Below are 2,674 nucleotides of genomic sequence, written 5' to 3'. Positions count from 1 at the left end.
AGCATCACTTCTGTCCTTTTTGTGGTTCTCCCTATAAGTCTAAACTGATTTCTCAAAGCTCGTCTGGGTAACGCTTTTAAGCCTATCTTGCAGGTTTTTACACGTATCCTGTAGCTACCCCTATATCGAGCGATCGCTATTACAACGAGAACTAATAAGCCGCGAACCCCTTGCCAGAGGACCAATTATTATTTGTCTAGATTCAAGTGGATCAATGGCAGGGAAAGAAGAAATCTGGAGCAAAGCGATCGCCCTAGCCCTATTGAGTATCGCCGTAAGTCAAAAGCGCCATTGCCGCATCTTGCACTTTACAGGCAAGATAGAGCGAATCGACGACTTTGCAGGGGAAATCCCCGACACCAATCGCGTAATTGACTGCATCGAAAAGTTCTACAACGGCGGAAGCACTTGTTTTACAGCCGCCCTCACGGGAGCATTAGCATCGATCCAACAACACGAACAAACCAAGAAAGCCGACGTGGTATTAATCACCGACGGACTAGACACCCCATCATCTAGTTTCATAGAGCAGTGGCAAGCCGACAGGAAGAAGTATGAATTTAGTTGCTACGGCATCTTGATTGCTGGTGGCAATATAGGCAGCTATGAAAGCACGATTAGCAACCTATGCGATCGCTATGTGCAGATAGAAGATCTCACAGACGACGGCGAAGTATCTGACTGTTTATACAGCATCTAAAAAACTCTGAAGCGAGAAAAGGCGGCGCGATGCGCCGCCTTTTCTCGCTTTTCCTCTAGCGAGGCTCGCAAGGAAAAATTCCAAGTATTTACCAAACCCACTTACTCAAAAGGAGAAATATCTATGACCTACTCATTTCAGCAAGCAACCAAAGAAAACATCAAACTCCGCATGGCGCTGTACGGGCCACCAGGCTGTGGCAAAACCTACACTGCCCTACAACTAGCATCGATATTGGGCAAAAAGATTGGACTTATCGACACCGAATATGGCTCCAGTCGTAAATATGCCAACCTGTTTGACTTCAAATCACTAGAACTAACCAAATTTGGTCCCAGCCAGTATTACAACGCCATTGAAAGCGCCGAAGAATCAGGATTTGATTACCTCATCATCGACTCCCTATCCCATGCATGGTATGCCGAACTAGACGCAGTGGGCAGTGACGTGAGGAACTGGGCAAAAGTCCGTCCCATCGAACGCCAACTATGGGACAAAATTATCAGCTCAAGCTGTCACATCATTGCCACAATGAGATCGAAGATCGAGTATGACTTTAACACGGCTGAAGTTGGTGGCAAGCAGAAAATCACCAGTGTCCGCAAGATTGGCACAGCACCAATTCAAAAGGAAGGCAGCGAATATGAACTGGACATCTGTGGCTTACTAGATGACCAGAATACACTGACAATCTCCAAAAGCCGATGTCCCGAAATCAGTAACGGCATTTTCCCAAAACCAGGAAAGAAATTTGCCGAACTGATTCAGACATGGCTCAGTGATAACACTCCAGCCAACAAAAATGGCTTTATTCCCATCGTCAATATACCTGTAAATCCAGTTCCACAGGTACAGCCCGAACTAGTCACAGTTGCCAGCAGTAATGTCGCCCAGATAGCCAGTACCAATGGTCATGTAGCCACAGCCGTTGAAACAAAGCCAACTATTGCCAACACTCAACCCAGTAGCAGCAAACCCGATAACCCAGCCAAAGCCGCCTTCAAAGCATTATTGGCAATCACTCAGCAACACATCAGCAAAGTGATTGAGACCAGCATTGACCTGTATGGAGCCGATGAAAGTGGCACAAAGCCCAAATTCAACAGTGAAAATATGACAGCCGAGCAAATCAAAACCGTGTGTGAAGCATTGATGCGGGAATGGCTAGGGCTTAAAGGATATACCGCCGAACTAGCCCAGAACCTGATCGACATCTCGACATCGCGGCACCCAGGACAATATGCAGCGATCGCCAAAGACATCGCCAACCAACTGGAATTCTAGCAAGAACCAGTTTCACTCCCAATAAGCAACAAAACCGATGATTACCTCACAATCATTGGTTTTGTTGTAGCTGCTAACTAGCTAAAGAAGAATATGTACAACCACATCTCAACCAGAGCCGATGTCAAGGTGGGAGATCGCTTTGCTGTTTGGCACATCGGTGGCAACCCAGAAACAAGTATCCGCGAAGTCACCAAAGTTGGTTTTGGTTCAAACGATTCCGCCTTTTATGTAGAAGGGATAGCAGGACATTTCCACTTCGACTACGCACTGGGCAGAATCAGACATGACCTTGAACTCCAGATCGAAATTCATGTTGTATTCGACTCAATGGAACAACTTAAGCTAGAGCAACGCCGTCGCAAATTGGCGTACCACATTAGGCAAGCCGCAAAGCGGATCTATGGAGCACCCACCTTGCCCTACAGTACTCGTCAGCTTGAGGCGATCGCCAAGGCATTAGAACCGAGGATACGCTAATGGCTAAGAAGAGAATGAAACACGGTCTTAAATACATTGATCCCGAATTCAAAGCAAAGCTGAATAGTTAGCGCAGCCTATTCATATAGCGGTTTTCAAATGAGCAAGAGCAAGGTAAAATGGAGAGAAAATGCAAACAGGAAAAGCGTATTCACAGGATTTGAGAGAACGAGTAATCGCAGGGTATCAAAAAGGAAAAACCACGATGAA

General features: G+C 46.2%; 3 protein-coding genes. All 3 read left to right on the top strand.

Going from position 1 to position 2,674, the window contains the following annotated elements:
* Window positions 1-124 precede the first annotated feature (124 nt).
* Window positions 125-700 (top strand): vWA domain-containing protein, encoded by a 576-nt coding sequence (locus tag VB775_RS22485; protein ID WP_323216958.1) that lies wholly within the window; start codon window positions 125-127, stop codon window positions 698-700.
* Window positions 701-823: 123 nt separating this feature from the next.
* Window positions 824-1,984 carry an AAA family ATPase gene (locus tag VB775_RS22480; RefSeq protein ID WP_281009844.1) on the top strand — a complete coding sequence of 387 codons (1,161 nt, stop codon included), beginning with the start codon at window positions 824-826 and terminating at the stop codon, window positions 1,982-1,984.
* A 93-nt stretch (window positions 1,985-2,077) separates the two neighbouring features.
* The gene (locus VB775_RS22475; RefSeq protein WP_281009843.1) at window positions 2,078-2,464 is read left to right on the top strand and encodes a hypothetical protein; all 387 of its coding nucleotides are present in this window, start codon (window positions 2,078-2,080) and stop codon (window positions 2,462-2,464) included.
* Window positions 2,465-2,674 lie beyond the last annotated feature (210 nt).

It is taken from the genome of Pseudanabaena sp. CCNP1317 (genome assembly GCF_034931345.1).
In the GTDB taxonomy this organism is placed as follows: domain Bacteria; phylum Cyanobacteriota; class Cyanobacteriia; order Pseudanabaenales; family Pseudanabaenaceae; genus Pseudanabaena; species Pseudanabaena galeata.
Note: the sequence above shows the minus strand (reverse complement) of the source record. Positions and strands in the feature narration are given on the sequence as shown.